At 41.7% G+C, this 25,229-nt stretch carries 28 protein-coding genes and 1 tRNA gene; 15 read left to right on the top strand and 14 right to left on the bottom strand.

What is annotated here, in order from left to right; genetic code table 11:
* Positions 1 to 120: 120 nt before the first annotated feature.
* Both VIM89_RS01425 and VIM89_RS01420 read right to left on the bottom strand, forming a co-directional pair.
* Positions 121 to 963: an SDR family NAD(P)-dependent oxidoreductase gene (locus VIM89_RS01425; RefSeq protein WP_488154336.1), complete on the bottom strand. Its 843-nt coding sequence runs from the start codon at positions 961 to 963 to the stop codon at positions 121 to 123.
* Positions 964 to 983: 20 nt separating this feature from the next.
* The gene (locus VIM89_RS01420; RefSeq protein ID WP_488154335.1) at positions 984 to 1,970 is read right to left on the bottom strand and encodes an aldo/keto reductase; all 987 of its coding nucleotides are present in this window, start codon (positions 1,968 to 1,970) and stop codon (positions 984 to 986) included.
* Between the two features lie 218 nt (positions 1,971 to 2,188).
* Here VIM89_RS01420 and VIM89_RS01415 point away from each other — a divergent pair, with 218 nt between their 5' ends.
* A complete protein-coding gene (locus VIM89_RS01415; RefSeq protein WP_488154334.1) occupies positions 2,189 to 3,085 on the top strand; it encodes a helix-turn-helix domain-containing protein in 897 nt (298 codons plus the stop codon).
* A 35-nt stretch (positions 3,086 to 3,120) separates the two neighbouring features.
* Here VIM89_RS01415 and VIM89_RS01410 read toward each other — a convergent pair whose 3' ends face one another.
* Entirely contained in the window at positions 3,121 to 4,551 is a 1,431-nt protein-coding gene (locus VIM89_RS01410) for a glucoamylase family protein (protein WP_488154333.1), read from the bottom strand.
* Between the two features lie 185 nt (positions 4,552 to 4,736).
* Between VIM89_RS01410 and VIM89_RS01405 the strand changes: the two genes are divergently transcribed.
* The 3 genes from VIM89_RS01405 (at position 4,737) to VIM89_RS01395 (ending at position 7,967) form a co-directional block, all read left to right on the top strand.
* Complete coding sequence (locus tag VIM89_RS01405) at positions 4,737 to 6,083, top strand: hypothetical protein (RefSeq protein ID WP_488154332.1); 1,347 nt, start codon at positions 4,737 to 4,739, stop codon at positions 6,081 to 6,083.
* Between the two features lie 225 nt (positions 6,084 to 6,308).
* Positions 6,309 to 6,773, top strand: coding sequence for a hypothetical protein (locus VIM89_RS01400; RefSeq protein ID WP_488154331.1), 465 nt, complete (start codon positions 6,309 to 6,311; stop codon positions 6,771 to 6,773).
* Between the two features lie 18 nt (positions 6,774 to 6,791).
* Positions 6,792 to 7,967 (top strand): metallophosphoesterase, encoded by a 1,176-nt coding sequence (locus tag VIM89_RS01395; RefSeq protein ID WP_488154330.1) that lies wholly within the window; start codon positions 6,792 to 6,794, stop codon positions 7,965 to 7,967.
* A 570-nt stretch (positions 7,968 to 8,537) separates the two neighbouring features.
* Here the strand turns inward: VIM89_RS01395 and VIM89_RS01390 are convergent.
* Entirely contained in the window at positions 8,538 to 9,194 is a 657-nt protein-coding gene (locus tag VIM89_RS01390; protein WP_488154329.1) for a class I SAM-dependent methyltransferase, read from the bottom strand.
* Positions 9,195 to 9,330: 136 nt separating this feature from the next.
* On the opposite strand from VIM89_RS01390, the gene VIM89_RS01385 reads away from it, so the two are divergent.
* A complete protein-coding gene (locus VIM89_RS01385) occupies positions 9,331 to 10,587 on the top strand; it encodes a hypothetical protein (protein WP_488154328.1) in 1,257 nt (418 codons plus the stop codon).
* Positions 10,588 to 10,604: 17 nt separating this feature from the next.
* On the opposite strand, the gene VIM89_RS01380 is transcribed toward VIM89_RS01385, so the two are convergent.
* The 4 genes from VIM89_RS01380 to VIM89_RS01365 form a co-directional block, all read right to left on the bottom strand.
* Positions 10,605 to 11,777 carry an immunoglobulin domain-containing protein gene (locus VIM89_RS01380; RefSeq protein WP_488154327.1) on the bottom strand — a complete coding sequence of 391 codons (1,173 nt, stop codon included), beginning with the start codon at positions 11,775 to 11,777 and terminating at the stop codon, positions 10,605 to 10,607.
* A 62-nt stretch (positions 11,778 to 11,839) separates the two neighbouring features.
* Positions 11,840 to 12,820, bottom strand: coding sequence for a PorP/SprF family type IX secretion system membrane protein (locus tag VIM89_RS01375; RefSeq protein ID WP_488154326.1), 981 nt, complete (start codon positions 12,818 to 12,820; stop codon positions 11,840 to 11,842).
* Complete coding sequence (locus VIM89_RS01370) at positions 12,821 to 13,708, bottom strand: T9SS type B sorting domain-containing protein (RefSeq protein ID WP_488154325.1); 888 nt, start codon at positions 13,706 to 13,708, stop codon at positions 12,821 to 12,823.
* A gap of 110 nt (positions 13,709 to 13,818) precedes the next feature.
* Positions 13,819 to 14,514 carry a hypothetical protein gene (locus tag VIM89_RS01365; protein WP_488154324.1) on the bottom strand — a complete coding sequence of 232 codons (696 nt, stop codon included), beginning with the start codon at positions 14,512 to 14,514 and terminating at the stop codon, positions 13,819 to 13,821.
* Between the two features lie 281 nt (positions 14,515 to 14,795).
* Between VIM89_RS01365 and VIM89_RS01360 the strand changes: the two genes are divergently transcribed.
* The gene (locus tag VIM89_RS01360; RefSeq protein WP_488154323.1) at positions 14,796 to 15,503 is read left to right on the top strand and encodes an NUDIX hydrolase; all 708 of its coding nucleotides are present in this window, start codon (positions 14,796 to 14,798) and stop codon (positions 15,501 to 15,503) included.
* A gap of 118 nt (positions 15,504 to 15,621) precedes the next feature.
* Positions 15,622 to 16,092, top strand: coding sequence for a hypothetical protein (locus tag VIM89_RS01355; RefSeq protein WP_488154322.1), 471 nt, complete (start codon positions 15,622 to 15,624; stop codon positions 16,090 to 16,092).
* Between the two features lie 21 nt (positions 16,093 to 16,113).
* Here the strand turns inward: VIM89_RS01355 and VIM89_RS01350 are convergent, their stop codons facing one another.
* Entirely contained in the window at positions 16,114 to 16,764 is a 651-nt protein-coding gene (locus tag VIM89_RS01350; protein ID WP_488154321.1) for a hypothetical protein, read from the bottom strand.
* Between the two features lie 126 nt (positions 16,765 to 16,890).
* On the opposite strand from VIM89_RS01350, the gene VIM89_RS01345 reads away from it, so the two are divergent.
* Complete coding sequence (locus VIM89_RS01345) at positions 16,891 to 17,322, top strand: SRPBCC domain-containing protein (protein ID WP_488154320.1); 432 nt, start codon at positions 16,891 to 16,893, stop codon at positions 17,320 to 17,322.
* Between the two features lie 34 nt (positions 17,323 to 17,356).
* The gene (locus VIM89_RS01340; protein WP_488154319.1) at positions 17,357 to 17,812 is read left to right on the top strand and encodes a nuclear transport factor 2 family protein; all 456 of its coding nucleotides are present in this window, start codon (positions 17,357 to 17,359) and stop codon (positions 17,810 to 17,812) included.
* A 100-nt stretch (positions 17,813 to 17,912) separates the two neighbouring features.
* Here VIM89_RS01340 and VIM89_RS01335 read toward each other — a convergent pair whose 3' ends face one another.
* A complete protein-coding gene (locus VIM89_RS01335; protein ID WP_488154318.1) occupies positions 17,913 to 18,377 on the bottom strand; it encodes a hypothetical protein in 465 nt (154 codons plus the stop codon).
* Positions 18,378 to 18,534: 157 nt separating this feature from the next.
* Between VIM89_RS01335 and VIM89_RS01330 the strand changes: the two genes are divergently transcribed.
* From VIM89_RS01330 to VIM89_RS01320, 3 genes are all read left to right on the top strand, one after another.
* Positions 18,535 to 18,918 (top strand): helix-turn-helix domain-containing protein, encoded by a 384-nt coding sequence (locus VIM89_RS01330; protein ID WP_488154317.1) that lies wholly within the window; start codon positions 18,535 to 18,537, stop codon positions 18,916 to 18,918.
* Positions 18,919 to 18,957: 39 nt separating this feature from the next.
* The gene (locus VIM89_RS01325) at positions 18,958 to 19,392 is read left to right on the top strand and encodes a helix-turn-helix domain-containing protein (RefSeq protein WP_488154316.1); all 435 of its coding nucleotides are present in this window, start codon (positions 18,958 to 18,960) and stop codon (positions 19,390 to 19,392) included.
* 238 nt (positions 19,393 to 19,630) lie between these two features.
* Positions 19,631 to 19,870 (top strand): hypothetical protein, encoded by a 240-nt coding sequence (locus VIM89_RS01320; RefSeq protein WP_488154315.1) that lies wholly within the window; start codon positions 19,631 to 19,633, stop codon positions 19,868 to 19,870.
* 77 nt (positions 19,871 to 19,947) lie between these two features.
* On the opposite strand, the gene VIM89_RS01315 is transcribed toward VIM89_RS01320, so the two are convergent.
* Positions 19,948 to 20,151 (bottom strand): YtxH domain-containing protein, encoded by a 204-nt coding sequence (locus VIM89_RS01315; RefSeq protein ID WP_488154314.1) that lies wholly within the window; start codon positions 20,149 to 20,151, stop codon positions 19,948 to 19,950.
* A gap of 306 nt (positions 20,152 to 20,457) precedes the next feature.
* The gene (yiaA, locus tag VIM89_RS01310; protein WP_488154313.1) at positions 20,458 to 20,925 is read right to left on the bottom strand and encodes an inner membrane protein YiaA; all 468 of its coding nucleotides are present in this window, start codon (positions 20,923 to 20,925) and stop codon (positions 20,458 to 20,460) included.
* 134 nt (positions 20,926 to 21,059) lie between these two features.
* On the opposite strand from yiaA, the gene VIM89_RS01305 reads away from it, so the two are divergent.
* Positions 21,060 to 22,562, top strand: a complete 1,503-nt coding sequence (locus VIM89_RS01305) for a hypothetical protein (protein ID WP_488154312.1) — start codon at positions 21,060 to 21,062, stop codon at positions 22,560 to 22,562.
* 84 nt (positions 22,563 to 22,646) lie between these two features.
* Here VIM89_RS01305 and VIM89_RS01300 read toward each other — a convergent pair.
* Positions 22,647 to 22,720: transfer RNA gene (locus VIM89_RS01300), tRNA-Arg, on the bottom strand.
* A 67-nt stretch (positions 22,721 to 22,787) separates the two neighbouring features.
* Entirely contained in the window at positions 22,788 to 23,876 is a 1,089-nt protein-coding gene (locus VIM89_RS01295) for an energy transducer TonB (RefSeq protein ID WP_488154311.1), read from the bottom strand.
* A 121-nt stretch (positions 23,877 to 23,997) separates the two neighbouring features.
* On the opposite strand from VIM89_RS01295, the gene VIM89_RS01290 reads away from it, so the two are divergent.
* Positions 23,998 to 24,576 carry a Crp/Fnr family transcriptional regulator gene (locus tag VIM89_RS01290; RefSeq protein ID WP_488154310.1) on the top strand — a complete coding sequence of 193 codons (579 nt, stop codon included), beginning with the start codon at positions 23,998 to 24,000 and terminating at the stop codon, positions 24,574 to 24,576.
* A gap of 96 nt (positions 24,577 to 24,672) precedes the next feature.
* Positions 24,673 to 25,158 carry a hypothetical protein gene (locus tag VIM89_RS01285; protein WP_488154309.1) on the top strand — a complete coding sequence of 162 codons (486 nt, stop codon included), beginning with the start codon at positions 24,673 to 24,675 and terminating at the stop codon, positions 25,156 to 25,158.
* The last annotated feature ends 71 nt before the right edge of the window (positions 25,159 to 25,229 follow it).

The raw sequence follows: 25,229 nt of genomic DNA, 5'->3' as shown, positions 1-25,229 counted from the left end.
CAATAAAAAGCCATGTTCAAATACCGACATTGGCGTCAGTTTTTCAGGTAATTAAATTACCTGATGTCAGCAAGCAGCATTTATGTTAGTAGAACCGTCAATTCTAGTATAGCTAATCTTTCATTCATCGAAGTCGCTATCAGCTGATATATCTTTCCACTGCTCAAATTCATTGAAGCGCGTGTTATAATAATTCTCAACCGCTGGGATTGCTCCCTTGCTGATCAGTAATCGTAACGGTGGATTTTCAGAATTAACAACTTTAACAAGACCCTTTGCCAGCTTAGCAGGGTCACCTGCCTGATTGCCGTTCATAGTACGGAATATCTGAGCGAGACTTTCACGAGCTTCATTATATGCTTCTACTTCCATATCTGGCAATTGCATAGAGGCGTTTTCATTAGCAAAGTCGGTACGGAATGCGCCCGGCTCTAATAGCATAAAGCGGATACCAAAGCTTTTCATGTCGATATTCATCCCCTCTACCCAGCCTTCCAAAGCGAATTTTGATGCACTGTAAACAGAACCACCGGCAACGGCTTTTATTCCTGACGTAGAGCTGACCACAACGACAAAACCCGAACCCTGTTTCCGCATCACCGGAAGTATAGCTCTGGTGATCTTCATCGTGCCGAATATGTTGGTTTCAAATTGTTTACGAATTGACGTTTCTGACATTTCTTCGAAATATCCTAGCAAGCCATAACCAGCGTTATTTACCAATACGTCAATTCTTCCAAAACGGTCTAATGCTGATTTCACAGCGTTAGTGACCTGTTCATCGTCGGTAATATCCAGTTTGACCATTAAAAGATTGGGATGATATCCAAAGGTTTCTTTCGCCCCATAAATATTTCTTGCGGCTGCTACTACATTATAGCCATTCGCTAATGCTTCTTTTACAATGGCGGCACCAATACCTTTATTACCGCCAGTGATAAACCATACTTTGCTCGAATTCATCTTTTCCGTGTTGTTAAATTTTATAACCCTGTTGTTTTTTCCAAGGCTTCGGTGTAACGGTCGCCTTCAATTCTGATACTCGCCGCTGCTTGGTTAATTTCCCTTAATTCATCTGCGGTTAACTCAATATTTGCTGCGCCAAGGTTTTCTTCAAGACGTTGTAATTTAGTAGTACCGGGAATTGGAACAATCCATGGCTTTTGTGCAAGTACCCAAGCCAGCGCAATTTGTGCGGGCGTCGCTTTTTTCTGATCTGCAACGGACTTTAGTAAATCCACCAATGCCTGGTTTGCCTTCATAGCCTCGGGTTGAAAACGCGGCAATTGATGACGAAAATCATTGTTTTCGATTTTCGTGTTTTCATTCATCGCACCTGTTAAAAATCCTTTCCCAAGCGGACTGTAAGCGACCAGACCAATGCCGAGCTCTTCCAACAATGGGAACACGTTTACTTCATGCTTGCGGGTCCACATAGAGTATTCATTCTGCACGACTGTCAGTGGTTGAACCGTGTGCGCTTTGCGAATCGTTTTAGTTCCTGCTTCCGATAGCCCAAAATGAATTACCTTACCTTCAGCAATCAGTTCTTTTACTGTTCCCGCCACATCCTCAATAGGAATATTCGGGTCGACGCGGTGCTGATAAAGCAGATCGATGACTTCCACGTTAAGTCTTTTCAGTGAACCCTCAACCGCTTCTCTGATATGTTCAGGACGGCTGTTTACGCCAACCAACTTATTGTCAATAATATCAAAGCCAAACTTGGTGGCAATAACGACATCTTTACGAAATGGTGCCAACGCTTCGCCAACGATTTCTTCGTTGGTAAAAGGTCCATACGCTTCGGCTGTATCAAAAAAAGTGACACCCTTTTCAACAGCTGCACGAATGATTTTAACAGCGTCCTCTTTACTGATCGAATTTGCGTATGAAAAATTTAGTCCCATACAACCAAAGCCTAGTTCAGAAACTTGCAGGCTTTGTTTTCCTAATGTTCTTGTTTTCATGGAGTTTATATAAAATATTAAGAAACGGTCCAAATTGAAAGCTGAAAGGAACTTAACCGCCTCATACATTTCTAATTGAACATGACAAAGTTCCCACCTGTTTTTGGTTTGTAACTTATACAGATTACGGGATTGCCTACCAATATTACAGGTGGAATTGAAAAGATATACCAAAGCTGTTCTAAACAGCTAAATTTGATTCGCTCAATTAAAAATCGATGGAAGAAATTGTAAAAATAGAAAGTGTGGCTCAGTACAACAAAATGCGTGATGTGCCGACTTTACACCCTTTGATAAGCGTGATTGATCTATCGAAGGCCGCGCCAATGCCAGCCAGAACGTTTAATTTCGGACTTTATGCGATATATCTTAAGGAAATCGATTGCGGCGAACTGCGATATGGCCGAAAGACCTATGACTATCAGGAGGGAACCCTGGTGTTTATCGCCCCGGGCCAGATAATGGGTGTACCACCGGGTATTAAAACATTTGAGCCAAAGGGATGGGCTCTATTGTTCCACCCTGATCTAATTAAAGGAACCTCTCTTGGAAAGCATATCCATGATTTTTCATTCTTTTCTTATGATGTCAATGAAGCGTTACATCTGTCAGACCGTGAAAGGCAAATCGTGCTGGACTGCCTTGCGAAAATTGAATATGAAACCGAACATGCAATTGATAAACACAGCCGAACACTCATTACCAGCAATATCGAGCTTTTCCTCAATTATTGTACGCGTTTTTATGACAGGCAATTTATCACACGTGATCATGCACATAAAAGTATTGTTGAGCGTTTCGAAACATTATTGAACGATTATTTTTTGTCAGAAAAACCGAAGGATATCGGCCTACCGACAGTGGCATGGAGTGCAGGCGAACTCAATCTTTCTGCAAATTATTTTGGCGACCTCATAAAGAAAGAAACGGGCAAGACCGCACAGGAATACATCCAAATCAAAATTATGGATGTTGCTAAAGAGAAGATTTTTGACCAGGCAAAATCAGTTAGTGAAATTGCTTATGAACTGGGATTTAAATATCCGCAGCATTTTACGCGTCTATTCAAGCAACAAGTTGGCCAAACGCCCATTGAATATCGAAACCTAAATTGAGTTTGTAACCATTGAAGTCTTTTCTGAAAACTGGCCTAACCCTTCACCCACTTACTCTTAAACCCCAACCTCTTCAAACCCTTCTGCACATCCGGGTTATTCATAAATAGTTTCCAGATCAACCCGGTGCGATAGTTTTCGATCATTACCACGATCGGCCCCTGGTCTATTGCGAGGTGGGTTTTGGCATACCAGTTATGCTGTTCACTGAATCCGTCGGCAAAGCCATATGGGCCCCATATCTTATCACCCAGGTCGTAGTAAAAATGTTTTAGTGCCTGCATGGAGTATTCAGGTGTATAGGGGAATGAGGATAATGCTGCCGTTGGCTGAATTACACCTCTGTCATCTTCCGGACAATGGGCAACATAACCTTTCCAACTGTCCCCGGCAGTGAGGCCCCAACAGTTGGCCCCGTAGCCTTTGAAGTGCTTAGGATTGTCAATGCAGTAAGCCCGGTTTATCAGCGTATGATTTTTTGTCTGAACAGCATAATCGATGTCATGATCGTCCACTAAACCATTTGGATCGATACCCATATAAGTATACTGTTCAAAAAACAGCGGGCCGCCTCCGTTATAATTTCCCAACGGAAGCACATAATTGTAATACGTTTTGCCATTTTTCCAGCCTGAGCCTTTTACCCAACTGTTTTCATACAATTCCTTAGATATCGGGTGTCCCGGCGATGCAGCAGCTATAATATAGGTGATCAGCGCCTCGTCATAACCGAACACCGGGAAATTCATATCAAAATCGTTATAAGGGCTCCAGTGCCAGTACAGGTGCTGGTTGCCCCCGTTGCTGTGCCAGTTCCAGTCGGCGGCATCCCACATTTGCTGAACGCGTTTTTGAAAATATCTTTCTGGCAAACTGTTGCCTTTAAAATATTCTTTTGCCGTAAGCAGGCCCATCATCAAGTAAGATGTTTCTACAATATCAGCGCCATCATCCAGTCGACCAAAAGGAATGGTTTTACCCGTTTTGCCATTCATAAAATGCGGGTAGATGCCATGATAACAATCTGCTTTGATCAGAAAGTCAACAATTTTTATCAGGCGCTTTAAAGCAGTATCCCGTCCTATCCATCCACGGTTTACTGCTACCACTGTCGAGAGAATCCCCATACCCGTTCCGCCAATCGCACAAGCTTCCGGACCAAAAGTCGATTTACTCAGGTTCGGTTCATCATCGGCTTCATTAATATAATCCCAGTAATACTCTGCTTTTACCGTATTGTCGCGTTCTCGAGCCAAACCACTTACCGGGTGAGCAAAATCCCAGAAATAACGGAAGGTCTGTCTTTGCACAATATCCAGCAGGGCAGAATCGCTGATATTTTTCACAACCCCAACCGGCGCAATATCAACGGGTCCAGGTGATTTTGTGGCAATATGTTTCTTTTGCGCAAATGTGGCAGTAACAAAAGCAATAAAAGTAAAAGTAAGAATAAAGCTCTTTTTCATTAATAATTTGATAGAGAATGACGGAAAAACAAGGCATGGCTGCCTTATGGGTTTACATTGCTAAGGTAGTATAATTATTGGTTTCAGGTTCAGTTAAAACATTGAATTATTCTCATCAGGCGATCAAACTGCTTACAATAGATTATTAAATATCTGTTATCTTTAGGGGATCAATCCTGCTTATCATGGTGGCAAAGCTGACCCGGAATCCTTATGTTATTTTCCTGCCATTCCTTGTTTTATATACTATTGTCATCTATATAAATAAGTGGCCGGCACTATATGGCGACGAGATACGCTATGCCGATTTTTCCTGGCACCTGCTGCATGGTTATTACTCACCGCCAAAACCACATATCGATTTATGGAACGGGCCTGGATATCCGCTGACCATTGTACCGTTCATGTGGCTCAAGATCCATTCATTGACGATCACTTTGATGAATGCCGTTTACCTGTATATGGCGTTAGTTTTCCTGTACAAGGCCCTGAAACTGGTTACCAATCATAAAATGGCGCTGTTGTTTACCTTGCCCCTGGCCATTTATCCAAATGCGCTTTCGATACTGCCTATTATGTATACGGAGGCATTTACTTGCTTCCTGGTATCCTCATTTATTTACTCGTTGACGCTTTGCTATACACGCGGCAGTATTAAATATGGAATTATTGCTGGTTTGCTATTGGGCTATCTTACATTAACTAAGATCATTTTCGGGTATGTATTGCTGATCGGCCTTGTAACTTGTATTGTTCTGCTATGCTTTAAAAAGAACCGGCCGTATCATTTAATTTCAGTCAAGATTCTGCTGATCGCTTTTGCAGTAACGATGCCCTACCTGGCCTACACTTATCATATGACCGGCAAAATCTTTTATTGGGGAAATTCAGGTGGAATGAGTTTATACTGGATGAGCTCGCCTTATGATAATGAATACGGTGACTGGAAGTTGCCCGAACTCAGTAATAACCAATACCCGATGCTGTTTAAATCGCCTGAAGGTGCTGCGATGCTAAAGAAAAATCACTCAGAAGAAGTAAAATTTATTCTGAAGCATAGCGGGGTGGAACAGGATGCTCTTTTTAAACAGGCAGCTATACAGAATATTGAAAATCACCCATTTAAGTTTATGGTGAATTATTATTATAACTGTTCGCGCATGCTGTTTAATTTTCCTTACAGTTACTCATACCAGGATGGCGCCATTGTAGGTAATATCATCCGTGGCTCGTTGCTTTTGTGGTCGTCGCTTATAGGCATAGCTGTTACTTTACTGAATTGGAAAAGAGTGATCTACCCGGTAAAATTTCTGCTGTTGCTCACAGGTATTTATTTAGGGTTAAGCGGGGCCTTGAGCGCCTATCCACGGCAATTGGATGTGATGGTACCGGTATTATTATTCTGGCTTGGTACTTTGGCGTTCCATTTGAAAAAGCCATCTATTCGGTTTGCAGAAGATGATATTGCGGAAGATATTAGTCTATCTGATCTAAAAGGTATCGGGATAAAACAGGCTGAAAAGATAATTTGAACCCAAAAAAACAATGTCATCGAACGAACAGCGCTGGAATTGCGCTGGAGAGTGAGGGGAAATCTTATACGATCTGCAAAGTCTGCGAGTCGCTAGTATAAGATTTCTCTTCGCCTCCCCTTTCATTGCCCCTTGGGCTCATCGAAATGACATTTTTTTTTAACCGTTTCTAAAATTTTCAAAATCTTTAAAATGTTTTTGCCGCTGATTCGTCTATAGGCTTAGATGTATTCTTTCCTGTTGGCTTTACACTCCCTAACGCGCTGGCTTGTACTTGTCAGCCTGCTTTATTCAATATTCATTGCTTATCGCGGCTGGTTGTCCCAAAAACCGTTTACTAAAGTTGATGAAGCAACACGGGTGATCACTACAACCATTGCACATATTCAGTTGGTTATTGGTGTTTGGTTGTATTGCATTAGTCCGGTGGTAAGCTATTTCCTGCACAACTTTAGCAAAGCGGTGCACGAAAGACCGATACGTTTTTTCGGAATGGAACACATCGCCATGATGATAGTTGCCATAACGGTACTTACCATCGGTTCAGCAAAAGCAAAACGCAAACCTGCCGACCAGCAAAAATTTAAGACAATGGCTATTTGGTTTACGATTGCTTTGCTGATCATCCTGTCGTCTGTCCCATGGTCATTTTCACCATTGACTGCGCGACCAAACTTCAGGCCTTTTTAATTTAATATTCAAACAAAAATGAGAGCACGAATTCCACTGATATTATTACTACTGGTTACTGCCGATATCTATTTTTACCAGGCAGTTGAAACATTAACTACCAACTCTTTCATCCTGTCAGGCTACTGGCTGCTTGATCTGTTCCTGATGGTCGGACTAGTCTTTGCCTTCACCCAACGCAGATCGATGCCTAAGCTGGCACCGATACTGATGACCACCCTCTTGCTAACATTAGTACCAAAATTATTCGGCATGCCGGTTTTGGCCTTAGAGGACCTTACCAGAATTTTCCGCGGCTTTCCACCCAGAAATCCTCTGGTGAGCGAACTGGCATTGGTTATAGCAGCTATTCCGTTTATCGGTTTAATTTATGGCTTAACCCGCGGACGCCATAATTACCGGGTACATAAAGAAACCTTGTACTTTAACGATCTGCCTGATGCCTTTGACGGCTTTACAATTACACAGTTATCAGATATTCATTCAGGCAGCTTTACCAGCGAGAAAGGGGTTACAAAGGGCATCAACCTGGTCAACAAGCAAAACAGCGACCTGATCCTGTTCACCGGCGACCTGGTGAACAACCTTGCATCTGAAATGGACCGTTGGATACCTTTCTTTTCCAAATTGAAAGCCCCATATGGCAAGTTTTCGGTATTAGGGAATCATGATTATGGTGATTACGTGCAATGGGAAAGCGAACATCATCAGCAAGCCAATTTAAACCGGTTAAAAAATGTGCATAAGGAGATCGGTTTTAATTTGCTATTAAATGAAGCTGTTCCGGTTAAGAAAGAAGATGAATCTGTAGCGCTGATCGGTGTAGAGAACTGGGGTAAAGGCGGTTTTCATAAATATGGCGACCTGGATAAGGCTACCCAGCATGTTCCGGGTGATGCATTTAAAATTTTGATGTCACATGATCCATCGCACTGGGACGCCGTGACCTTAGATCACGACCAGCATATCCATCTTACCCTTTCGGGACACACACACGGCATGCAGTTCGGCATTGAATTGTTTGGCTGGAAATGGAGCCCGATCAAATATATTTACAAACAATGGGCAGGCTTGTATAATAAGAGCGGGAAATACCTTTATGTGAATCGTGGCTTTGGCTTTTTAGGGCTGAAAGGCCGCGTAGGCATATGGCCGGAAATAACTGTCCTGACACTGAAGAAAGCTATTGCCTAAATAGCGGAATGTCCAGAGGGTTAGATAAGTTTATAACAATTCCATCCTTGGGGGAGCTACTGTGTACCCACATGTTTTTGGCAGGATCATTTCTTTGACCCATAGGGTCTACCGCTTTGTAGTCAATCCAGGAAAATAGTTTTTTTGCCCCTTTAGGGGGTTACCCTTTACCGGGTTCCTAGTGTGGAATAAATCAATGCGTTTACCTATCTGATGGAGGGTAACCGCTATGCGGCACAAATCACATTCATGTTCTTACTACAAAGCGGTAGGCCCTATGGGCAATGTCATTAAGTTAAGGAAATATCGTTTCAATTATGGCTTCGTGTGGACTCACCCGAATGCGCTACGCTGTTCTGCCCTCTCTTTTGCAGGCAAAAAAGAGGGCAAAAAAATAAAAAATCCCTCTTTACGAAGTAGAGAGGGTGGTCGAGCGAAGCAATGACCGGGTGAGTCGACTGTGCGCCATGCTTAACTTAACGACATTGGGCAGGGAGGGGGCCTCCGCATGCAAAGTTGCAGAAACCCCTTCCTGCCCTTCCTCGAGGAAGGAATCGCACATGCCCATTGTCAGCGATAGATGAATATGGTAAAATCTGCTTCATCGTAGTCAGACTTAAATATCACGTTCGGACTCAGCGTTTTGCAAAATGCCAGGATATTATTGGGATCATAAGCCACCAAAGTACCGTCAACGGGCATGTATCGCAGCAAGTTGAAACCAGGGCCGGTGCGGCAATGGCTGTAGAGCTTTTCTATCGCTTTATAAATAAACCCATTAATGGAGCTCCCATAGTTCAGTGATCCGCTGGCCAATACAAAGTCGCAGACAGGAATGTCAGCATGTAAAAAATTGCGGGTGATAAATGTGGTATCCGGCGAATGCCCATATCGCAGGATGGCCTTATCCGCCAGCTCTGTTATTTGTTCTACGCCATAATAATGCGCCATTTTGGGGTAGCGCTCTTTCAGAAATGAGTACAGATCAGCATAACCACAACCGGCATCCATAACTGTTTTTCCGTTCAGGTCGGCGATGGCCGCCAATGCTTCAAATCGTACCTGCTGATCATGCTCATTTCGCCAACCCAGCGCAAAACTACTGTCGGCACCATGACCGGCGATCATCGTACGGTGATAATGAAATATCCGGGAAGAATCGTCAAAGGAACCCATATGGCGAAGGTAATCAGAAAATAAAACAGTTACGATTTCCTCGTCAGGCAAGTCGCCCGTTTAACTCGCTGGTCATTGCTTAGTTCTGTAATAACCTGTGTTTGATTGAGTTAATCAATAGTTAATATCATTAGACATTTTAACTCACTTTTAACAAGAACTGGCAGATTATTAAAAATGTTTCTTTTTGAGTAAGTTTACAAAACTACTTCCATCAATTTTCGTAAAAAGGTTTATGTGTTATTTAAAAGGCTTCGCGGACTCGCAGCGAAAGCAATTTGAATGTCTGAATGACTTCTTTAAAAAGACCGTTTTGGTATTTGTTTTATTCGGTATTGTTTTTGCACATGCTGATATTCATAAAAAAAAGGGCACTAAAGCCGAAATACCCGCCCTAGATCAATCGGTAACTACCCTACTTGAAGCGCCGCTAACAGGGTCCGGCTTTTTCCGGTATTTTTTACCTCTCCCTCCTGATGAAACTGTTAATGCCTGCGGCACCAGTGTGGTGTTAACCTCAGAAACCATTCCCGGCTATTCGAATCTAATCTGGAACGATGGTTCGACAGGAACAACATTTACAGCTACCAGTTCGGGCACGTATTGGTGGCAGGTGACAGGCTCCAACATTGTAACCAACGGCGACTTTTCATCAGGCAATTCCGGATTTACAAGTTCCTATAGCATGCCATCATCATGTTCCGGCTGCTGCTGCGGTATATTAAGCAACGAGGGTACCTACGGTGTAAATACCAACCCTCATAACCTGCACACCAATTTTACTTCCATGGGCGATCATACATCGGGCACGGGAAAAATGCTTATTGTAAACGGAGCGTCTGTGGCTAACGTAACCGTATGGAAAGAAAATATTACTATCCAGCCCAACACAAATTATGTGTTCTCGGTATGGGCCACATCGGTTACTTCGTCGAATCCGGCAATCCTTCAATTCTCAATTAATGGCAGCCCTTTAGGTACTGTATCGCTGTCGTCAAGCCTGGCCGACGGTACCTGGCAGTATTTTACAACAGTTTGGAATTCGGGCAGCACAAGTGGTTCGGTACCTATTGCGCTCGTGAACCAGAATACTGCGACAAGCGGAAACGATTTTGCTATAGATGACATTGTATTTGCACCTGTGTATCGCCAAAATATTATCGTTAATCTTAACCCGATACCCGTGCTGACATTAAGCGGCCCCAATAACGGCTGTAACAGTTACGATATTACCCAAACTATAAATGGCTATGATCCCAATACTTACATCTACACATATACAGATCCATCCGGCCAAACAGTAACTGACCCACAAAACATAACCCAAAGCGGTACTTATACTATTACCGAGCAAAATAAATCAACCGGTTGCCAGTCGCAGCCGAAAACAACCACTGTAACGATAACTCCAAGCCCGCCGCAACCAAGTATAAATTCTTTTTAATTAAGTCCTTAAATTATTTACTGCGCCACCACACTTGGAGTAGCAGGTAATGGCGAAACCGTTACAGGTATTGCAGTCTCCGCACTGGTGCATCCGCCAGCCGTGGTTGTTACGTAATAGTTGGTACTGCTTGTTAAAACAGGCGTTGTAATACTCGACGAAGTGCATGAGCATACCAAATTGTGGTTAGCATCATACCAATGATAAGGTCCTCCGGGCGCGGTTGCTGTAAGCGTAGCAGTATTTCCGGTGCAAATGGCTACCGGTGGCGCGGTAGGCGCCACGGGATTGGTTATTGTCATTGCCATCTGCTGTGTAGCCGGTCCGCAACTACTTATCTGGTCATTTACGGTAACGCCATATGTACCGGCGGTGCTGACCGTAATGGAAGGTGTGGTTGCGCCCGTACTCCATAAATAGCTGTAAGCCGGATCACCCCCACTTGCTGTCGCCGTTAATGTAACTGAACTGCCTGCGCAAATTGTTGGGTTAGAGGATGCCAGCGATACGGCAAGCGGAGGATAAGTATAAACTCTTACTATATCACTTTTAGTGATAGTGCTGCATGGCGAAAGTTCGGTACCTGTAACCTGGTAATCAATATAAGCAGGTGAGCCGGCTGCAGGTGTTACATTCACAGTTGAAACACCCGAGGTCTGGCTCAGGTAAGAATTATAAGCTCCCTGTGTACCAGGGTAAATCGAAGTCCAGGTAATGCTCGATTGCACCAGCCCGTACACGCTCATAGAACCTGTACACCCTTGCCTTAATGACATGTCAGGAGTAGTAGAAATACCGGATGATGCTTCAAATGTGATGTCAATTGCATTATTGCCCGGTTTACAAAAAGTGATAATAACAGAACTTTTTCCTGATATACACGCAGATTGATTAACGTCATACGGACCGGTGCAATCCAGGTAATATTTATCGGATGCCGCAAACTGGCCGGATGTAATAGCCAGTATATCGGTTTCCGGATTGATCAGTACTTTATAGCTCACACAATTACTTCCGGCAACACAACAATTTCCGCCCCGGCTAACTCCAGGTACAGTAATTGACACATCAGCCGAAGCTGTTAAATCCACTATTATCGGGTCTGAGCAGGAGCCGGTTTGCGCTAATCCTCTATTGGCCATCGCAATAAAAAAAGTGAAGAATAAGCCTGTCCGGTAATTATTAAACATAACTATCCTGGCCGGTAATGAGATTATAAACCGTAATGTGTTGTTTACGCTATTATCTGACTTTAGTAATAACATTTTTGATTTATGGATTTCAGCTTACCTTCTTTTAAAAATATGCCTATTGAAATTTCGTGCGATCCATAGTTATAATTTGCGAGCGGAGTTAGCGAATAATCAAAAGAATAACCTATCCTTAATTTTTCATTCACAAAAAATTGCACCATCGCAACCAAAGCGTTTGATTGTTCAAGATTGTCCTGCAAATTAGGTTTATTATACAATTTCACAGCGGTGCGATAAGTTCCGCCCACCCATATCCTCTCACTTAGCAGCACAAAAGTATTCAGGTCAAGGCTGGTAGGGCCTCCCCGGTCATCCTTCAGCATAATGGATGGTTTTAGGATGATGTCGTCGTCAACAGGCAGGTAAATACCCGTAGTAAAATAAAAATGCGGGATTGGAATAGGTACACTGACCGTTTTATCTACCGAATTTTTAGCCAGCCAGCTTGATAACAGGTTATCTACCGATGCACCGGCAAAAAATTTCTCATCAGTATACAGAACCCCCAGCCGGGCATCGGGAAGAATAGCTCCCTGGTATCCTGTTGGGATATCCGCATCGCCGGTTTGGGCCGGATTTAGCTTTGACCCATCAATGCCCGCCTGCGAAAAGCCGCCGCCAATACCAAAAGCCAGCCTGTTTTTTCCGTCATAGTCCATTTTAAGGCGATAGGCATAATTAGCGTAAAAGGAGGTCGCGCTTTGTGCCCCGATCCTGTCATTGGCGACAAGAAGGCCGAGCCCTACTTTAGTATCATTCACCGACCCATCCACTGATGCTGAAAAACTTTGCGGTGCGCCGGCGAAGCCCGTCCATTGTGACCTGTAAAACGAATACAAATAAATATCCTGTTTATAGCCAGCATACGCCGGGTTGATAAATAACCCGTTGAACATATACTGGCTATACTGCGCATCCTGCTGGGCAAAAGCGGTGATGCCTGCAAAAAGAAAAGAAACGATGATTACTGCCCTTTTCATTTATTTTCTTAATAAGGTTAAATAGCCATGATAATCTTCCCATATCCCGGCTGTGCTCTTTACTTTCAGGATATAGAAATAAGTGCCTTCGCTCAGGCCGGCCCCGGTCCATTCGTTGTGATAGTTTTTCTCCTGGAAAACGCTATTGCCCCACCTGTTAAAAATGAGGATCTCATTTTCAGGGTACTTGTTCAGGTCCTCGATAGTAAACGTATCATTAAACCCGTCGCCATTTGGAGTGAACACATTGGGAATATTGAGGCCTAGTATGTTTTTGGTGTCTGATGAAATATTATCGGCCGGGTTTGCATCCAGCTGCTGCGAAGACACAGAGGCAATATTGGTAATATTGCCATGGTTGAGGCCGCTCGCCAGGTAAGTAAGCTCAGCAGAGCCTTTCACGTCCAGTTCACCAACTAACCATGTTAATGTGCGGCTCGCCGGATCGAAGTTCGCAGAACCGGTTGATACGGTATTAACCGAAAGGTATTGCAGTTTATCCGGCAAGGTATCTTTTACAACAACATTGGTGGCTACAAGAGGTCCTTTGTTATGGATATTTAACGTGTACTCAAAAGGTTCGTTTTCCCTTACCTGCTTATTTTCAGATCGTTTAGTGATGCCTACATCCACAACGTTCTCGATCACCCTAACCTCAACAGCCTCAGAAGTCGGTGAAGCACAGCCTTCCTTATTAAAAGCCACCACCGCATAAACACCTCCTGCCGCAACCTTTAAACTGTTTGTAATAGCTCCATTGATTATCTGTCCATCTTTATACCATTGATACGACGCGGCATCCTGCACATTGGCGCGCAATGTGACTGACTGCCCCTTATAGATAATTATTGTGTTAGGTGAACCATATGCTTTCGAATGGAATATCATGACTAAGCCTATAACAGAAAATATTATAAGAAACCTAAAAAAGCACTCTGTACAGTCCTTTTTCATAAGTGTTCGTTCAGTATAACCGGCCAAATTCAGTTACCGGGCGCTTAGTTCCATTGAATAGTCGGCGTAGCCGGTATTGGATTCACTGTTACAGTCTGCGTAGCCGTTACAGTACAAGTCGCAGGAGCAAACGTTGACGAATAAGAAACATCAACCGTAAATATTACAGAGCCGGCTGCTGTTTCAGATGTCGTATAGGTGCTTGAAGTAGCGCCTCCTATAGCCACGCCATTCCTTTTCCATTGATAAGTATAACTGTAATTGGCATCATTTACCGGGCTGGCAGTTAGCGAAATTTGGGTCGGGTTGGCTGCGGTACTTTGGCAGATTTCGCTGGTACCGGTAATTGTTGGTGTTATAGGCGGCAATACAAATATATTGTACGGGGCTGACATGTCAGACAAACAGCCGCTGGCATTTTCTGTTACAAGCGTATAAGTATAATAACCGGAACCGGCAGCAGTAGCCGGAGACGCAGTTTCTGTATAAGTGTTGCTGGCACTTGACTGCACAAGCACCATGCTACCCGAAGAGTTCTTTTTGTACCACAGGTACTGCGTTGCAACAGTTGAACTTTTAAGTGATATCTGGCCACCGGCGCAAACATACTGCTGTATATTTCCTGACGGAGCCGAAGGATCGCTGGGCCCTGAAAATGGCGCCTGGGCCGATGCAACAATTGAAATACAAGAAATCAGAACGGTAAAAAGTGCTTTAATAAACGTAGAGCTGGTTTTCATTTTCGTGGTGTTGGTTAATGTTCCTTTTTACGAAAAACATACTTAATGGTTTATTTTATTTCGTAAAAAAATAAGTTTATTAACCTTTGAATAATTCATTATATATCAGTTCAGTATGAAAAATACCTAAACATAAGTAACATAATAGTTACAATAATATTAAAGAGGTACTCATCATATGAAATCATAGATCAGCGTAACACTTTGTTCTTTCAGTGTAATTTGTAACTTCAACCAATTATTGCTTAACAAAAGACTAACATATTATTACGTCCTGATCAATGCAGAAATATTCTAAGCAAACACGCTTACTTTTGGCTGTCGACTGTATCATCTTCGGTTTTGACGGAGTTGAATTAAAGGTACTTTTAATAAAACGTGGCTTTAACCCCGAAAAAGACAACTGGAGCCTGATGGGCGGTTTTGTGCAGGCCAATGAAAGCATTGACCAGGCGGCTAACCGGATATTAAAAGAGTTAACCGGCATCGAAGGGGTTTACCTGGAACAATTATACACCTTTGGCGATCCGGATCGCGACCCGATCGAGCGTACGGCATCGGTGGGTCATTTTGCGCTGGTGGATATCCATAAGTACGAGGCGCAATTAAATAATGATTATCACGCAGAGTGGTTCCCGCTAAAAAAGTTCCCGGAACTGATATTCGATCATAACGAAATGGTGGAAATGGCAGCCAAGCGCCTGCGTTATAAAGCCGCCTTCCATCCTATCGTATTTGAATTACTCCCGGATAAATTTACCCTGCCGCAATTACAAAATCTTTACGAGAGCGTGTATAATACCACCATCGACAAAAGAAATTTCAGCAAACGCGTACTGGCAACCGGCCTGCTGATCAAGCTTGCCGAAAAGGACAAGTCAGGCTCAAAACGTGGGGCCTTTTATTACCGGCTGGATACTCAAAACTATTATGCTAAATTCCAGGCATTTTTAAACTTTATTCCGAACCCGGATACGTTGAGGTATTAGATATTTAAAACCAGAGAGATTTTTGTTTAACCCCAATTATTAAACGACTAACCGACAAAAGCCCCGCACTCGCCGAAAGGCTATAGCCCAAGATCACAATTGCGCCTAATTTGGTGGCATGATCGATACAATAGCACTATTACTCTTCTTTTTAACCGTTACACTGAGCATGGGTGGCGGTCTATATGAAATATTAGTAATATACCCAAACTGGAAACACGATGTTGATCCGCACACTTTGCGCAGTAAACTGGAATCATCGGGACAAATACTTGCAGCCAAAAGTTTCTGGCCGCTGGTGTCGCCGGCGCAGATGCTGTTGTCTATCATCAATATCATTCTTGCATGGAAATATACCGGCGACGCCCATAACTATTGGCTGGCTGCAGCCATTGCCGTTTTCATCACCCGCATTATTACCTTTAGCTACTTTATACCTGTCATGATCCGCAAGATCATGCAACCTGAACAAGTTGAGGCTGGCCGCCTGAGAGCCATTGTAAAGCAATGGACGGGCTTAAGTCCGCTGCGTTTGATACCTGAATTTTTTGCATGGGGTATGCTGGTGATGGCATTGATGCATATGTGAGTTATTCTTCCGGCCCAACAATCAGCCGCCTTTCATACTATCCTCATAATCAAATCCTTGTAAATATGAAATCTTCCATTTGCCACTCACTTTTACTACCCTGAATTTATATGAAAAATCTTTCCAGCTCGGGTCAGTGCCTGGATCAAGTTTTCCCCAATTCCATTTTAATTCTCCTTTATCACTGCTAAGTTTAACAGCTTCGACCTCTACTTTACTCCACGAAAGGTTATCCTGGCATGAACACCAGGGATCTACATCATTAGCAAAATTGAATGTTGGAAGTTCTCCATAGACGTTCCATGGTTCAAATTCTTTGTTTTTAATTTTTTTGTCAAGCGTGTGAATGATATGGTTATAGTTGTCAATAAACTCATCGGCAAAAAATCCGGACTTTCTTAATATTTCAAGATTCTGATTTTGCTTGCCAAAATCAAAACCTGTACAGATGCTATCTTTACTTAAGACCGGTAGTAAATCAATTTCATGTTTAGTATCGGCCCATATCAGCATTCCCCTTATAAGCGTCTGAATTTCATCTTTGTCTCTATGTGTATCAGGTAATTTTACAGCTGATGAAACGTTTTTTTTTGAATTACTGGATCGAGTATCAGAATTGCATCCGAAAAGAATCAGTCCTATAGTTAAACTGATAAGTTTTATATATTTCATATAACTGTGAAAAAGTTTTAATCAAATATAAGCTTTCAGCATTTGGCATCCGACACTTATAAACTAAAACTTTTAAACTCAATAAATTGCCAATAACTTTAAGCAGTAAATCAAGGCCTCAGTCAGATGCAGAATCATATAGCAGCACGATACACAACATCAGTTGAGCTTGCTAAATCCCCCGAAGTTGTTTTCAATCATCTGCTCCACGACGTTGCCAAATTCTGGCCGGAAGATTTTGAAGGGGAAAGCAGCAAACTGAATGATGAGTTTATACTTACCACCGACGGAGATTCACATTATTCAAAAAATAAAGTGATCGAATTGGTGCCAAATAAAAAGGTAGTTTGGCTGGTAACCGAAAGCATCCGCAAAACGGACAATTTTGATTGGACCGGAACAAAAATGATATTTGAACTAACATCTAAAGGCAAACACACGCAACTTGAATTCACTTATGATGGAATTATTCTTGAAGGTGAATATGACAGGTTGGTTCAGATATGTGATGTGGTGATTAAGGAGATGTTGTATAAGTTTATAAATAGTACTAAATGAGTCTTGTCGCAAGAAAAGAAAATTATATTTGAGAATGAAAAAATTCATCCTCCTAAGCCTATGTATCTGCATTTGCTGTATCTGTCAGCATTCTAAAGCCCAGGAAAAAACTCCGCTATATAAAACAATTGCCCATATGGACAGCGTGCTTTTTGATGCTTTTAATAATCACAGGATCGACGTATTAGAAAAAGTATTTGCGAAGAATATCGAGTTTTACCACGACCGGGATGGGCTGAACAATTATGCAACTACAATCAGCAACTTCAAAAGGATTTTTACAGCTACCCCCGACCTGCACCGGGAACTCATAGCAGGCACTCTTGAAGTATACCCCCTCCCGGGTTATGGTGCTGTTGAAATGGGTGAACATCGTTTTTCGCTTACCCAAAACGGTCAAAAAATAACGGCTGTATATAAATTCACCAATATCTGGCAGAATAACAACGGGCAGTGGCAGGTAACCCGCACTATAAGCGTAGGCCATTAAAGCAATATCGTTTTGGTTCGCGCCACCCCGCTGCCCGCTGTCCGAAGTTTTTAACTTCGGACGATTATGAACGTAGTCTCTGACTACATAAAGCAGCAAATCATTTTCCGGCACCCCGCCTCGCCAACCCAAGCCTTATCCACGGACTTAAAAAAATGGCCAGATAAATCAGGCTGATCCAAGGCTGATAATCGACATAAAATGCATGCGCCGATAAAGAATATTGAGACTTGATCAATACAAAACCTACACAATCGACAACTATCGCCAACACAAGCCATAATATTGCAAGATTGCGGGTTTCTGATTTTTCTTCACGGGGATTTTTATTACGATTCTTTCTGAAATAGATCCAGGCAAATATCGGCCAAACAATCAGCATGATCAGCACGTGATAGGGCACAGTAGCCACGAATACAGGCATTTTTACCGGGCTCACCCTGGGTGGCGGCGGAGGCAGATTGGCGATTGATCCGTAGATTTCAGTAGTAGCTGCGGCCAGTATTGTTACAATGATGTAGGCGGCAAAGAATAAAGCCAGCGCTCTTATAAAGTTTAGTTTCATAACTATGGTTTTTAATTCAGAAACCTTAGTCGCACTTTATTGAAAACAGGTTACATCCTGTACTGTTTACATAATATACCACGCTAAGAGTAAACCCTCCGACCAGCTTTTTTACAGAATCCCTTTTTATATTAATAACGAATTCATCGTTCAGGTGATGCAATCTGCTAAGAGTAATATTAATATAACAACCGGCTTTTTGATACGAAAATTCAGGATCATTAAAGGCTGGGACCAGTCTTGTATGGCGGCGAAACTGGGGGTAACACCCAGCTCGTATTCAAAAATAGAAGCGGGTTTTACCGATGTTAATTTATCCAGGTTAGAGCAGATAGCGTTTATGCTGGACGTCAGGCTCATACAACTGCTATCATTTAATCCGGAGCAGGAAATACGGGACGCATCCCGGTACCTGCCAATACTCGTCCAAATTCAGGAGAAAGACCGTTGTATTGAATTATTGCTGCGTCAAATCCTGGAGCTTTCCCAGGAATTGAAATTTGGCAGGGAAAATTATGATGACAATAATAGAGGTTTCTAACTTAAATCAATCCAAATCCTGACGTTTAATGCCAGAAATATGCCTCAGAATAGCATTTTTACAGATTTTTCATTTATATTGAGCACGAATTCTACCTATTTTATATTGCAACCTGTTAAAACTAATCTTAATATAACAACCGGTTTTCTGATACGAAAATTCCGGGTCAGTAAAGGCTGGGACCAGGCTCTCATGGCGAAAAAGCTGGACATAACACGCAGTTCGTATTCAAAAATTGAATCCGGTGCCACCGATGTCAACTTATCCCGGCTGGAGCAGATCGCCTTTATTTTGGATGTTAAACTGATAGACCTGCTGTCGTTCGACCCCGAACAGGAAATGCGGGACGCTTCCCGATACCTGACCGTGCTGGCCCAAATCAGGGAGAAAGACCGTTGCATCGAATTATTGCTGCATCAAATCGTAGAACTTGCCAACCAATTGAAATTTGGCAGGAAAAACAAAGAGACCTGAAGCAATAAGAGCGCTGTGAATCTGAGCATGTCGAAGACTATGCGGGCAGGCCTTTACACACCGCACTTCGACAGGCTCAGCGTGACACCCGGCATCAAACAGGCTTTAAGTAACCAATTTAATCCTGAGGATATATTTCGCCCGTATATCAGAATTGTTAAGGAAAGTTAAATTTTTTAACTGATTACAATACTGTTCTGCATTTGTCCGTCTATACATATATCAAGCTACTACCACTATGAAATATAAGATCAAATTACCTGACGGTACCGCACAATTTATTCAAATAACCAGCGCCTATTTCAAAACCTGGCATGTATGGCTGGTAAAATTTGATGATGGAAGAACAGCCATGCTTTTTAAAATGGGAGGCGAATGGATGCAAAGGACAGAAGATTTCCTTGAATTTTCGGTTTTGAAAGAACTCGGCTCGTTTATTGACAAGATTATAATTAAGAGAAAAATAGCTTTGGGTTAAGCAACTATTTATTTATCACAAAGGAAAAGCCTTAAGTTTTTCAACTTAAGGCTTTTTGCTTTTAAAAGATATCCCTTTTAAGATTTACGGTTGAATTGCCTGATCTGGTCTGAAACCTGGTCGATAGTTTGGGTAGCATATTGCTTGCCTTTTTCCATCCATTCGGGGGCTTTATCGGTCAGTTCATCCAAAATTGACGTTCCGTCTTCTCTTTTACGTACAAGATAGGCAACTCCCGCTGCCAAAGCTGTACCTGCTAATATTATCGGCAATAATTTCATGTTCTTATGTTTTAATATTATGAACAACGTTGCAAGGGGTAAATTGTTGTGAATCAATTTTGCACGCCACAACTGTCAATTAAAATCCGGGCAAGATCAACTGTAAACCTATTTCAGGACTACACAGTGTTCACGGCGTTCATAAGCGTTCACGTGTTCATGAACGAACACTTTGACCATTGGAGAGTGAGTGCCAATAGTTAAGCCAAAAGTTAGAAGCCCGAGACTTTCGACTCAAGGCTTCTAACTTAAAATAAACCCCGCAGACTTGCCAGGCAAGGAGCTGCAGGGTCAGCAACCGCTACGTTACACCTCTTTATCCTCAAACATCTTTGCGTCGCGGGTATTCTTTTGTACGGCAATAGCCGAAAACATGCTTAGGCAGAATGCCATTGCATAAAAGCCTTTCTCACTTCGGGCAAGGTCTGCATTCCATAGGCCGATAGTCAACAGTACCATTGCGGCAATAGTGGCAAACCAGCTTATGCCATAGTAAAGATCCGTAACCACGAGTCCTTCAGCCCTATCCCTAACACTTTTTTGTACGGAAATTACTGAGAATAAGCCAAACAATAAAATAGTGAAATAGTAACCTTTTTCATTCAACTGCATATTGGCATTCCATAAGCCGATGCAATAGCCAACCACGCCTGTTAATAAGGCAAACCAGGAGGCGCCAATAAATGCGGCAGTGGGTTTAAACGGGTTTCTAACGTTATCACCATATTTTACGATAGGTGATGTTTCTTCTGTTCTGTGTTGTAGCGGTTCCATGTTTATTTTGTTTTTAGTAATTAATATGGAACCAAATGTCTGATGTAAAGCAGACCTGAAAAAATCAGAATATGAAAATTACTGACGATAAAATTTTTCGATTATTGTATCTTTATATACGTTAATATATCTATATGGACTCGTTAACAGAGTTGACCAATCTGCTCAATAATACTGATAAAAAGCTTTTCAAGCAGTTTTTACATCGAAAAAACAAAAGATCTGATGTGAAAAATTTGCAGTTACTCGATTTGATAGAAACTGACGATATAAATGGTCTAAATAAACTCTATAAATCAGAGAAAAGTAATGATGCATATCATGCTTTGCGTAAAAGACTACAGGATAACTTGCTGCTATTCTTATCGCAGAAAACCTTTGAAAGCAGTCATTCTGATACCTATGACGCGTTGCGCCTGGTCGTGGTGGGACGTTTTTTGTTAGAAAATGATGTGATTAAAATAGCATTCAAATGTTTGAATAAGGCTGAGCGTCTGACTGAACAGTTGGAGCAGTTTAATTTATTGAATGAGCTCTTGCTATTGAAGCTGCAGTATGCTCATCTGCCGGGAGCTGAAGACCTCGATGCTTTGACCGCTCGCTTTCTGCAGAACCAGTCGCATATGCAGCGCGAGGCTAAGCTCAATTTAGCCTATGCCTATATGAGGAAGGAACTACAGGAGATACACCTGAAAGGAAAGATCGTTAATTTAACGGCTTTGATAATAACGACGATCCGGAAATACAAAATTTCTGAGCAAGACCTGATGACCTATAGGTCTATTTACCAAATCCTTTTCATAGCAAATGAATATGCGGCCATACAGCAGAATTATAGATTGATAGAGCGCTATATCAACCGAACTAACCAGTTTATACAAAACCAATCGTTTAAAAATCAGTCCTATCTCTTTTATCATATATCCATATTGTATTATTTGACGAACTTCCATCTGCGGCAAAAGAATTTCGCAAAGAGTGCATCTTATCTCAAAGAAATGATGGGTTTAATGGAAACGGACAGCCGTTATTATACGCTGTTCTATCTACGTCATCAGTTACTCGCTGCACTCAACCTGTTCTTTACAGACTTTGCTGATGATGCCATCACGTTATTGCAGGAATCACTCTCTAATACAAAGCCTTCGTCTAAACCAGAAGATATAGAGGATTTACAAATATCCCTTACCATGTTTTTAGCCCTGTGCAATGACCGGCGAAGCTTAAAACAATTGACTTTACTAACGCGCACTGATGCCTGGTATGAGAAAAAAATGGGCATGCTATGGACTATCCGAAAGAATCTGATGGAAATTCTGATCCAGGCACAATTTTCTAATATCGAGCTTGCCATGTCCCGGCTAAATAGCTTCCGTCGGCGATATAAAAGGTATCTGCTGAAAACTTCGGAGGAACGTGTGCTGGTGTTTCTGAAGCTGGTTGAAAAATACCTCCTAAAGCCCGATGTGGCTTCTGAAGTGGCGTATAGAAAGGCTGTTCTAAACCTGCTAAGCGGTAGAGAAAATGACGATATCTTCACCTTGAGTTTTATTGCCTGGCTGGTGGCACGCTGGGAGAAAAAAACAGCTTATAAAGTAGTTCTGGCACTTATACAGAATGGCAGTTATGTGCAATAATTTATAATGATGTGCTTACTAATCAGTATGTCTATCCAAGAAAAAAGCCTCAAGACTTTCGACTCAAGGCTGCTGACCTAAAAGTGATCCCATCAGGATTCGAACCTGAGACCGACAGATTAGAAATCTGTTGCTCTATCCAGCTGAGCTATGGGACCATCTGCGTTATTTTCGCGGTGCAAATATGCAAAAATCTACACAAAATCTAAAGTATTAGTTTTGACCTTATTTTATATACTCTTCATCAGGTGGTATAAACTTGATATCAAGTATTTTTTCATACATTTTTGGAGAATCCCAATAACCCTTTTTCAGGTTCAGCCTGATAGTGATTTGAGATCTTATTGGGATACCGTAATATGTCCTTGGTTCTAATGAAGAACTCTTTTTTGCTGCATCCAGCGCAGCTGCACCCAACAGAGGATTAGGTTGTCCTACAACTAAAAAATTGGTTAAATGACCATCCTTTTCAATAATGAAGGAAACGGAAACTGTATCCCGTATTTTTTCACCGTTAGCATCTTTTGGAATCACTATCCGGTCACTTAGCCGCTTCATGAAAAGTTCCGTACCGTTTTTATAATAAGGAGGGCGTGCGATAGCTTCAAACGTATATTCCCGCCCACTTTTGTCAAAACTTTTCCCGGAGACCATTTTTCCCTTTTTATACTCCATTTTAAATTTTATTGAATCAGAGTCATTAGTATTGCCTTCCCAGGTACCTTCACGAAGCCCATTCTTCACTTCTCCCTGGAGAAAAACATTTTTAAATTCTGTATCATAAGCTATCCAATGACCATTCCCGTCTTTTGCAATCTGATTGCCTTCCAAATCATAACACTCAAGCAGAAGCATTCTATTATGATAGCCATATTCATATTTCTTCACGCAGTAAAGCTTACCTAATGGAGAATAGACGTATTCCATTCCCTCTTTTCTCCCATTGTTATAATTTGAGATCAACCGTCTCTTTCCATTATAATAATAGCTAATACTTTGTCCCTGAAATGGAACCGCTTCCTGCAATAAAAACTCGTTTGTTTTCAGGCCAAGGTTTCCCTGAGCTGTTGCAATGAATTTTGGTCTGCCATTTTTATAAAACTCTCTAACACTATACATGACCTGACCAGAATCAGGAGGTATTATTACCCTGTAATAATCAGCACTGTCAAGAGTGCTCACGCGGTGCGAGCCGGCAAATTCATAATGAGGAAGCAGGTATCTGTAATAATAAACTGTGGTATCTTTAGTTTGAGCTGATAAGAATTTTGATGTAATTATAAATAGAATGAGTGTCAGAATACTCTTTTGCATAAGGTTTTAGTTTTGATTGCTAATATAGCAACTATCATTTTATATTATAAATCATATCCAAATCAAGATATTGCCACACTATAAAACTTTGGTAACTTAGATTCAAGTCAGCAGCGATTTAATGAGCAAACAACCTCTTATAGACTTCTTCCAGAAAAACTCGGATATGTCTTTGCAGACTATCATCAACATTACCAATCATTTTGAAGACCGGAGATTTTTGAAAAATGAGTTTTTATTAAGAGAGGGCAAAGTATCCGACCTGCTCTATTTGGCAGATGGACTCATGCGGGCTTATACTTTTGATTTGAAAGGCGATGAGGTAACCACAAATTTCTTTGCAAAGGGTCGGCAGGTTTTTGACCACGCTTCTTTCTTTCTTCAAACGCCGTCGGAAGAAAATATACAGGCTGTTACAGATTGCATTGGTTACTCGATTACTTTTGAAAAAATGAACACCGTTTTTCATTCCATTCCTGAATTCAGAGAATATGGTCGGAGAATGCTGGTTAAAGAACTGGTTTCCTATAAAAAGCGAACACTAGCCATGATCAATAAAACAGCCGAACAACGCTATGAAGATTTAATAAAAGACGATAAAGAGATTTTTCAATCTGCCCAGTTGAAGCATATCGCTTCTTACCTTGGGGTTACAAACTCTTCGCTAAGCCGGATAAGACGGGAATTTTCCAGGCATTAAGTTCATTTTATTTGCCAAATGACAATTCCGTTCTTGTCATATGGCAACTGCCTTTTCAGGCGTCCACGCTTCCTTTGTATTTCAAAAAATATAATTATGGAAGCAACAATCTTATTTGCAATAAGCATTTTAACAAGTCTTATAGTATGGAATAAAATAAGCAAGGAATACTTTTGGCCGCGGTTTCATAACGTGGAACTGAGAGCAGCAGTACAACCTATTCTCATTTTACATTCATTTCGATTTGCAGGCTTATCTTTTCTTATTCCCGGCGTAGTTCATGCAGGGCTTAATCCTGCCTGGGCATTGCCTGCCGCATTTGGCGATTTTGCAGCAGCTATTTTGGCCTTTATAACGCTTTCGCTGATAAACACCGTATCATTTAAACCTCTTTTATGGGTATTCAATATTTTAGGATTGGCTGATTTAATAGTAGCATTTATCGATGGCCCCAGGTATAATATTCTTCCTTTTTTAGGTCCGGGCTATTTTATTATTATTCTTTACGTACCAATACTTTTGTTAACCCACCTAAGGGTATTTAAATTGCTATTAAAAAATAACACGTTACAACCTGCCTGAATATCGGGTTACAAAAAATTAATCTGAAGCTTCAAGATAAAATGCTTGAGGCTTTTTTGTTTTCAGTTATA

The sequence above is a fragment of the Mucilaginibacter sp. genome (genome assembly GCF_036568825.1).
In the GTDB taxonomy this organism is placed as follows: domain Bacteria; phylum Bacteroidota; class Bacteroidia; order Sphingobacteriales; family Sphingobacteriaceae; genus Mucilaginibacter.
Note: the sequence above shows the minus strand (reverse complement) of the source record. Positions and strands in the feature narration are given on the sequence as shown.

What these genes read in the sequence shown, in the direction of transcription:
- VIM89_RS01425 (WP_488154336.1), bottom strand. Translation starts at nt 963, where the DNA reads ATGAATTCGAGCAAAGTATGGTTTATCACTGGCGGTAATAAAGGTATT.
- VIM89_RS01420 (WP_488154335.1), bottom strand. Translation starts at nt 1,970, where the DNA reads ATGAAAACAAGAACATTAGGAAAACAAAGCCTGCAAGTTTCTGAACTA.
- VIM89_RS01415 (WP_488154334.1), top strand. Translation starts at nt 2,189, where the DNA reads ATGGAAGAAATTGTAAAAATAGAAAGTGTGGCTCAGTACAACAAAATG.
- VIM89_RS01410 (WP_488154333.1), bottom strand. Translation starts at nt 4,551, where the DNA reads ATGAAAAAGAGCTTTATTCTTACTTTTACTTTTATTGCTTTTGTTACT.
- VIM89_RS01405 (WP_488154332.1), top strand. Translation starts at nt 4,737, where the DNA reads ATGGTGGCAAAGCTGACCCGGAATCCTTATGTTATTTTCCTGCCATTC.
- VIM89_RS01400 (WP_488154331.1), top strand. Translation starts at nt 6,309, where the DNA reads ATGTATTCTTTCCTGTTGGCTTTACACTCCCTAACGCGCTGGCTTGTA.
- VIM89_RS01395 (WP_488154330.1), top strand. Translation starts at nt 6,792, where the DNA reads ATGAGAGCACGAATTCCACTGATATTATTACTACTGGTTACTGCCGAT.
- VIM89_RS01380 (WP_488154327.1), bottom strand. Translation starts at nt 11,777, where the DNA reads ATGTTTAATAATTACCGGACAGGCTTATTCTTCACTTTTTTTATTGCG.
- VIM89_RS01375 (WP_488154326.1), bottom strand. Translation starts at nt 12,820, where the DNA reads ATGAAAAGGGCAGTAATCATCGTTTCTTTTCTTTTTGCAGGCATCACC.
- VIM89_RS01370 (WP_488154325.1), bottom strand. Translation starts at nt 13,708, where the DNA reads ATGATATTCCATTCGAAAGCATATGGTTCACCTAACACAATAATTATC.
- VIM89_RS01365 (WP_488154324.1), bottom strand. Translation starts at nt 14,514, where the DNA reads ATGAAAACCAGCTCTACGTTTATTAAAGCACTTTTTACCGTTCTGATT.
- VIM89_RS01360 (WP_488154323.1), top strand. Translation starts at nt 14,796, where the DNA reads ATGCAGAAATATTCTAAGCAAACACGCTTACTTTTGGCTGTCGACTGT.
- VIM89_RS01355 (WP_488154322.1), top strand. Translation starts at nt 15,622, where the DNA reads ATGATCGATACAATAGCACTATTACTCTTCTTTTTAACCGTTACACTG.
- VIM89_RS01350 (WP_488154321.1), bottom strand. Translation starts at nt 16,764, where the DNA reads ATGAAATATATAAAACTTATCAGTTTAACTATAGGACTGATTCTTTTC.
- VIM89_RS01345 (WP_488154320.1), top strand. Translation starts at nt 16,891, where the DNA reads ATGCAGAATCATATAGCAGCACGATACACAACATCAGTTGAGCTTGCT.
- VIM89_RS01340 (WP_488154319.1), top strand. Translation starts at nt 17,357, where the DNA reads ATGAAAAAATTCATCCTCCTAAGCCTATGTATCTGCATTTGCTGTATC.
- VIM89_RS01335 (WP_488154318.1), bottom strand. Translation starts at nt 18,377, where the DNA reads ATGAAACTAAACTTTATAAGAGCGCTGGCTTTATTCTTTGCCGCCTAC.
- VIM89_RS01330 (WP_488154317.1), top strand. Translation starts at nt 18,535, where the DNA reads ATGCAATCTGCTAAGAGTAATATTAATATAACAACCGGCTTTTTGATA.
- VIM89_RS01325 (WP_488154316.1), top strand. Translation starts at nt 18,958, where the DNA reads ATGCCTCAGAATAGCATTTTTACAGATTTTTCATTTATATTGAGCACG.
- VIM89_RS01320 (WP_488154315.1), top strand. Translation starts at nt 19,631, where the DNA reads ATGAAATATAAGATCAAATTACCTGACGGTACCGCACAATTTATTCAA.
- VIM89_RS01315 (WP_488154314.1), bottom strand. Translation starts at nt 20,151, where the DNA reads ATGAAATTATTGCCGATAATATTAGCAGGTACAGCTTTGGCAGCGGGA.
- yiaA (WP_488154313.1), bottom strand. Translation starts at nt 20,925, where the DNA reads ATGGAACCGCTACAACACAGAACAGAAGAAACATCACCTATCGTAAAA.
- VIM89_RS01305 (WP_488154312.1), top strand. Translation starts at nt 21,060, where the DNA reads ATGGACTCGTTAACAGAGTTGACCAATCTGCTCAATAATACTGATAAA.
- VIM89_RS01295 (WP_488154311.1), bottom strand. Translation starts at nt 23,876, where the DNA reads ATGCAAAAGAGTATTCTGACACTCATTCTATTTATAATTACATCAAAA.
- VIM89_RS01290 (WP_488154310.1), top strand. Translation starts at nt 23,998, where the DNA reads ATGAGCAAACAACCTCTTATAGACTTCTTCCAGAAAAACTCGGATATG.
- VIM89_RS01285 (WP_488154309.1), top strand. Translation starts at nt 24,673, where the DNA reads ATGGAAGCAACAATCTTATTTGCAATAAGCATTTTAACAAGTCTTATA.